This window comes from Myxococcus xanthus (genome assembly GCF_013116825.1).
In the GTDB taxonomy this organism is placed as follows: Bacteria; Myxococcota; Myxococcia; order Myxococcales; family Myxococcaceae; genus Myxococcus; species Myxococcus xanthus_B.
In genome coordinates this window covers 1-6,253 of sequence record NZ_JABFNS010000237.1, presented here as the reverse complement: position 1 = coordinate 6,253, position 6,253 = coordinate 1, and the positions used below count along the sequence as shown (strand labels likewise).

The following is a 6,253-nucleotide window of genomic DNA, read 5'->3' as shown; positions in this document are numbered from 1 at the left end:
CCCGCGCCCCCTCACGACGCACCCGCCGCGAGGAACAGAGGCCGCAGCGGCCCCGCCACCAACGCGCCCAGCCCATCCTGAGCCCGAGCGGTGAGCAGCGCTCCGCGAGCACGCAAGGCCGCGCCCCTCAAGCCGCGCTGGTGCTCCGCGAAGCGGCGCGTGTACGCGGCCAGCACCTCGTCCGTCAGCAACTCCTCCAGCGCCGCGCCGCTCTCCGAATCCACCAGCCGGGCTCCATCTCCACCCGCCGGGTCCAGGTCCTCGGCGTCCAGCACCTGCGCCAGGAAGAGGCCCGACGCGCCACGCGCCAGCCGCGCGCACAGCGCCGGCAGGTCCGCTTCGAAGAGGAAGTCGCTCACCACCACACGCAGCCCACACGGCCGCAGCGGCGGCAGGCGCCCCAGTGACTCCGGCAGTCCGTCCCGCGCGTCGAAGTCCGCCGCCTCCAGGGCCGTCCGGCACGCCTGTCCCTGAGCACGCTCCGGTCGGGCACCGGCCACCAGCAACGTCGGTGACAGTCCCTGCCGCGCCGCCACCTCCGCCGTCAGCAGCGCCACCTCCCGCGCGCACGCGGCCTTGCGCGGGGACAGCGCCATGGAGCGCGAGCCATCCAGCACCACCTCCACGCGCGGCGACACCTCGTCCTGGCGGACGCGCAGCACGAGCTCTCCCGTGCGCGCCACCGCGTTCCAGTCCACCTGCCGCAGGTCATCCCCGGGCTGGTACGCACGGAAGTCATGCAGCTCCAGCGCGCTCCCCGCGGACGTGGCACGGACCTCCCCCACGAGCCCCCGGTGGGGCCCCCTGGGCAACGCCAGGGCCAGCCCCGGAACAAGCCGCGCGACGGCGGCTGCGTCCATCCGCTCGCTCACGACGTGTGAGCCCGCTGCTCACGCGCCATGAGCATCCGGTCCGTCCCGAAGGCGGCCACCAGCGCCAGGCCCACGACCGCGCCCAGCAAGTCCCAGGACATCTTCGGCCCGGACGCCCCGTAGTCGTACGTGGCGAAGTTCGCGATGCCCACCACGGGGTTGAAGAGGTTGAGGATGGGGTCATCCCCATCGAATCCCATCAACACCGCCACCAACGGAGGCAGCGCCGAGGCCAGCGCCACGGAAGCCACGAACATCAAGCGCACCGCCACGGGCGTGGCCAGCCGGTCCGGGCGCACCTTCCGACCCAGCCACACCGCCAGCGACAGGAAGAGCACGCCATACGCCGGCAACGCCAGGGTGGCCATCCGCAGGGAGAGGCCCTTCAGCGGCAGGTCCGAGGACCCAACCTGCAAGCCCCAGAACAGCGCGCTCCAGGCCCCCAGCAGGAACACCATCCAGCGGAAGCCCCGCAGCGCGCCGGGCTGCAGCACGGACCAGGGCCGGGTGGTCGCGCGCAGCGGGCGCGCCTGACCATCCACGTCCGCGACCACGAACATGCCCACGCCCAGCAGGTGGACGCCGCCCAGGAGCGCGAACATCTCCGGAACACTGTGCTTCCGCCCCGTCAGCCACCAGATGGCACAGCCGGCGAGCATGCCCACCAGCACCTGCACCCCCACCGCGCGACGCGGCCCCCGCGTGTAATCCTCCGTGGGCAGGGACAGCCGGGACGCGGCGGCCTCGAAGAGCAGCCAGCCGTCCATGAGCATCAGCATCAGCGCGATGCCGACCAGATAGAGGAACTCCACATCATTCAGGAACCGGTCTCCCATCTCCGATATCGCGTAGGCCGCGCCCAGTCCCTGCACCAGCGCCAGGCCCAGCGCGCCCAGCAGGCCGAAGTGGACGAAGGCACGCCCCATGCGGCCGTCGGCCAGCGTCGCCGCGCACACGCTGGCCACCGTGAGGAAGACGAGCCACGCGCCGCCCAGCGCCAGCACCACCAGAATCGTGGGCAGCGTGATGCCGTTGAGGAAGTAGCTGAAGAGGAGGAAGGGCCCCGCCGCGGAGGCATACAGGGCCGCCTGCACGAGGAACGACGCCACCTTGCCCCGGAGGATGCGGCGCGGCCCCAGGCCGGTGAGCACCAGCAACACCCACGTCTCGTCCTCGCGCTCACGCGCCAACGAGCGGTAGGCGCTGTACGGGATGACGAAGAAGTGCGCGACGCCCAGACAGACGAAGAAGGAGAAGAAGTACCCCTGGCCGCGCCGCGCGTAGGCGCCCTCGCGCGTGTCCACGTAGGCCACCAGCGCCACCGCCAGGCACGCCAGCAGCATCAACCCGAAGCACACCCAGAAGACGCGCGTGCGCAGTCCCTGGCGGAGCTCCTTCACCACCAGCGGGTTGAGCCGGTCCCCCCACCGCTGCGACCAGGGCGCCGCGCCCGCGACCTGGCCCCCTCCCGAAGCCATCGGCTCCGGGGCCGGAGGGCTCATCGCCGTATCCACGGGCGCGCTCACGCCACCCTCCCCTTCGTCACCGTCATGAAGGCATCCTCGAGGTTCCGCTCCCGCGCGCTGAAGGCGCACACGGGAAGCCCCGCGGCCACCAGCGCCGCCAGCAGCACCGCCGCCGCCGCGTCCACCTGCGCGGGGCCCGCGCCCGCATCCAGCTCCAGGCGCACGCGCAGCGCCTCGCCCTCCCGCGCCACGCGCTTCACGCGCGGCTGTTCGAGGAGCACCCGCTCCGCGCGCTCCCAGACGGCGTTGCCCGCGTCCCCCACGGCCAGCCGCACCGTCAGCTCGGGCGTCACCGCCGCGCCCAGCTCCTGCTGCTGGAGCAGGTCCGCCACCTTCCCGGTGGCCAGCAGACGCCCCTGCTCGATGATGGCGCAGGTGTCGCAAATCTCCGCCAGCTCCGTGAGGATGTGGCTGGAGATGATGACCGCCTTGCCCTGGTCCGCCAGGGCGCGCAACAGCTCGCGCAGCTCGATACGGGCACGCGGGTCCAACCCGTCCGCGGGCTCGTCCAGCAGCAGCAGCGATGGGTCGTGCAGCAGCGTGCGCCCCAGCGCCACGCGCTGCCGCATGCCCTTGGACAACGCGGTGGTGAGCCGGTCCGCCAGGGGCGTGAGTCCGGTGAACGCCATCACCGAATCCACCCGCTGCCGGCGCGCCGCGCCCTTCAGTCCGTAGGCGCGCGCGAAGAAGTCCAGGAACTCGAAGACGGTGACGTCGTCATAGGTGCCGTACCGGTCCGGCATGTAGCCGATGAGCGGACGCGCCCGGTCCGGCGCATCCACCAGCGAGTGGCCGTCCAGCAGCACCTCGCCCGACGTGGGCACATCCAGCGTGGCCAGGATGCGCAGCGTGGTGCTCTTGCCCGCGCCGTTGGGCCCGATGAAGCCCAGGATGCTTCCGGCCTCCAGGGAGAACGACACGTCATCCACCGCGCGCAGCGGCCCGTAGTCGCGCCGCAGTCCCTTCACCTCCAGCAGGCTCATGGCCGCCCCCCTTCCGACTGGCCTCGCACCAGGTGGATGCCGGCCTCCAACTCGACGTCAACGGCGGACGAGGGCGCCGGCCCCAAGCCCCCCAGGCGCGCGATGAAGCCTCCCTCCGGGAGCGGAGCGCGGAAGTTCTCCTCGCCCCCTGACAGACGCCCCTCGGCGAGCGACGTCCCCCCCACGCTGGACACCAACTGGTTCACCGGCGTCGCGCCCTCGGGCAGCGGTTCCCCCAGCGCCCCTTCCGCGCCATCCTCCAGCGCGGGCAACGCGTAGCTCTGGCTCCCCACCCGGACGTAGCCCTGCTCCAGCCGCGCCCCCAGCGCGTTCTGGACGCGGACGGTGTCGCCCTCCCGCCGGACGACGAGCCGCGCGCGAGAAGGCAGCACGGCCACCTCGCCCCACTCACGGTAGGTCCGTGGCGGCAGGAAGCCATGCGTCACCGTCAGGCCATTCGTCCAGTCCAGGTCCGCCAGCATCTCGTCGGCGTTTTCCGGTGCCAGCAGCGCGCTCGTCGCCGGGAAGCGCACCGGCCCCGAAGACACGTTGGCGTACCAGGCGGAGACACCGAGCGTCACCGCGCGCGAGCGCTCCGCGTCCAGCCACGTGAGGCTGTAGCGCGCGGAGTGCACGGCGAAACCATCCACGAGCACCGACCACATCACGAGCGCCACGCAGGTGAGGACCGACACCAGGGGCACCGCCACGAGCACCGCCACCGGCCCTCGGCGCCGCGCCAGCATCAGCCCGCCCGGCCCCACCGCCAGCACGAAGGCGAAGATGAGCAGCAGGAACCGCCCCACGGGCGTGTTGGCATGGTCCAGCAGCGGCGTGAGGCCCCCGGCGAGCAGGTTGCTTCGCTCCCACCGAGGCGCGGCCCCCGCGGGACTCACGGCCCCTGGGATGAACACCCCCAGCATCGCGTTCAAGGCCTGTCCGCATTCGAGCGCGGCGCCACACAACCGCACCCGCCCGAAGCCATACGGCGCGGCATCCCTGGAGCCTTCCGCGGTGAACAATGGCAGATGCTCCGTCAGGCGGCTCGACGCCTGCGGCAGGACGAGCCGGCCTCCCGAGAGGACGTAGGACTCCAGCACGGCCCAGACATCCGCGGGCACGGCAGCCAGGTCTCCCGGCACCATCACCACGGAGTAGCCCACGTAGGCGGACAGCTCCCTGGGCGCATCGCGCGGGTCAACGGTGCGCACTGAGAACAGCGGGCTGCCGGTCGCCTCCACCCGAGGCACCCCCGACGTGTCGTCGAAGTCCTTGAGCGTCCCCAGCACCAACACCGTCCCGCCCGAGGAGCGCTCCACATAGACGGGGGTGTGGGCAGGGAGCGTCAGCGGAGACAGGCCGGGCGACTCCACCAGGATGCTCCCCGCCTGAACTGTCGCTGGCACCGGCAGCCAGGTGACGAGCCGCCGTTGCGGCGGCACCTCCACGGTGCGCTCGGAGGTTCGCGGCCCCGAGTTCGAATGTCCCTGGAAGGCCAGACGGACCTGGAGGGACACGAGCCCCGAGTTCTGGAGCACGACATCGATGGGGGTGTAGCCGCGCTCCGGCTTCAGCGCGCTGGTCCGGATGGAGACGCGCAGGTCGCCGTGGTTCCGCGTATCAATGGTTCCGGAAGCATCGCGATACCCGTAGCCGGCCGGCGCGGCCTCGTCCGCGAGCGATGTGGCGAGGGCCCGTGAGCCTCCCAGGGCGCAGAGCAGGACACTCGCGGTCAGCACCGCGCTACGCACGCGGCACCTCGGGGACGGCCTGCAGCAGCGCGCGCACCACGTCCGCCGCGCTGACCTTCTCCAGCGAGGCCTCGTAGGCGAGCACCAACCGGTGATTGAGGGCGGAAGGCGCGGCGGCCACCACGTCATCGAAGCCCACGTTGGGCCTGCCTCGCAGCAACGCCAGCGCGCGCCCGGCGGCGGCGAGCGCGAGCGCCGCGCGAGGGCTGGCGCCATAACGGACGAAGCGGCGCACGGCGTCGGGCGCCGACGCTTGGCGTGGGTCCGAGGCCTCCACCAACCGGCCGATGAAGTCCGCCACGGGGCCCGGCAGGTGCACGCGGTCCGCGGCGGCGAAGAGGCGGCCCAGGCCCTCCGCGTCCAGCACCGGCGACAGCTCCGGCGGAGCGCCACGCACGCGCGTGGTGAGCAGCGCGCGCAGCGTCTTCGCGCCCACGGGGGGCACCTGGATGCGGAAGAGGAACCGGTCGAGCTGCGCCTCGGGCAACGGATAGGTGCCCTCCAGCTCGATGGGGTTCTGCGTGGCGAGCACGAAGAAGGGGTCCGGCAACGGACGCGTCTGCCCCAGCACGGTGACGCTGCGCTCCTGCATGGCCTCCAGCAGCGCGGACTGCGTCTTCGGGCTGGAGCGGTTGATTTCGTCCGCCAGCACCAGGCTGGCGAAGAGCGGGCCCTCGCGAAAGACGAAGTCGCGGCGGCCATCGCCTTCCAGCACGTAGGTCCCCGTGATGTCGCCGGGTAGCAGATCGGGAGTGAACTGGATGCGGCGGAAGGGCAGCGACAGCAGCCGCGCCAGCGCCTTGCACAGCTCCGTCTTTCCCAGGCCAGGCAGGCCCTCCAGCAGGACGTGCCCGCGCGCGAGCACCGCCACCACCACCTGCTCGACGACGGATTCCTGGTCCAGCATGACGGTGTTCAGCCCGTCCTTGAGCCGGGCCGCCACCTCCGCCGCTCCCTGTGCCTCGGCGGGACTGAGAAGCTCCGCTGCCACGTCATTGCCCCCTTCCAGACGACTCGCCACCAAAGTACCGCCTCACCATGTCCCGGTTGCGGGGAAGCAGCGGCGCCGCACCGGGCCCCGCCGTCGCCTCCCCCCGCGCCTGGGTGCCCTGCGCGCCGCC

The 6,253-nt window shown here is 72.3% G+C and carries 5 protein-coding genes; all 5 read right to left on the bottom strand.

Annotation, left to right across the window (positions count from 1 at the left end):
* Positions 1 to 11 precede the first annotated feature (11 nt).
* From HNV26_RS36495 to HNV26_RS36475, 5 genes are read right to left on the bottom strand one after another with little or no spacing between them, the layout of a single operon-like run.
* Positions 12 to 860 (bottom strand): DUF58 domain-containing protein, encoded by an 849-nt coding sequence (locus HNV26_RS36495; RefSeq protein WP_171444400.1) that lies wholly within the window; start codon positions 858 to 860, stop codon positions 12 to 14.
* A gap of 8 nt (positions 861 to 868) precedes the next feature.
* The gene (locus tag HNV26_RS36490) at positions 869 to 2,374 is read right to left on the bottom strand and encodes an ABC transporter permease (protein ID WP_216613069.1); all 1,506 of its coding nucleotides are present in this window, start codon (positions 2,372 to 2,374) and stop codon (positions 869 to 871) included.
* Between the two features lie 20 nt (positions 2,375 to 2,394).
* Positions 2,395 to 3,381, bottom strand: a complete 987-nt coding sequence (locus HNV26_RS36485; RefSeq protein ID WP_171444398.1) for an ABC transporter ATP-binding protein — start codon at positions 3,379 to 3,381, stop codon at positions 2,395 to 2,397.
* Positions 3,378 to 5,132 (bottom strand): hypothetical protein, encoded by a 1,755-nt coding sequence (locus HNV26_RS36480; protein ID WP_171444397.1) that lies wholly within the window; start codon positions 5,130 to 5,132, stop codon positions 3,378 to 3,380. The genes HNV26_RS36485 and HNV26_RS36480 overlap by 4 nt, the downstream gene beginning before the upstream one ends.
* Positions 5,125 to 6,123, bottom strand: a complete 999-nt coding sequence (locus HNV26_RS36475) for an AAA family ATPase (protein WP_171444396.1) — start codon at positions 6,121 to 6,123, stop codon at positions 5,125 to 5,127. The genes HNV26_RS36480 and HNV26_RS36475 overlap by 8 nt, the downstream gene beginning before the upstream one ends.
* Positions 6,124 to 6,253 lie beyond the last annotated feature (130 nt).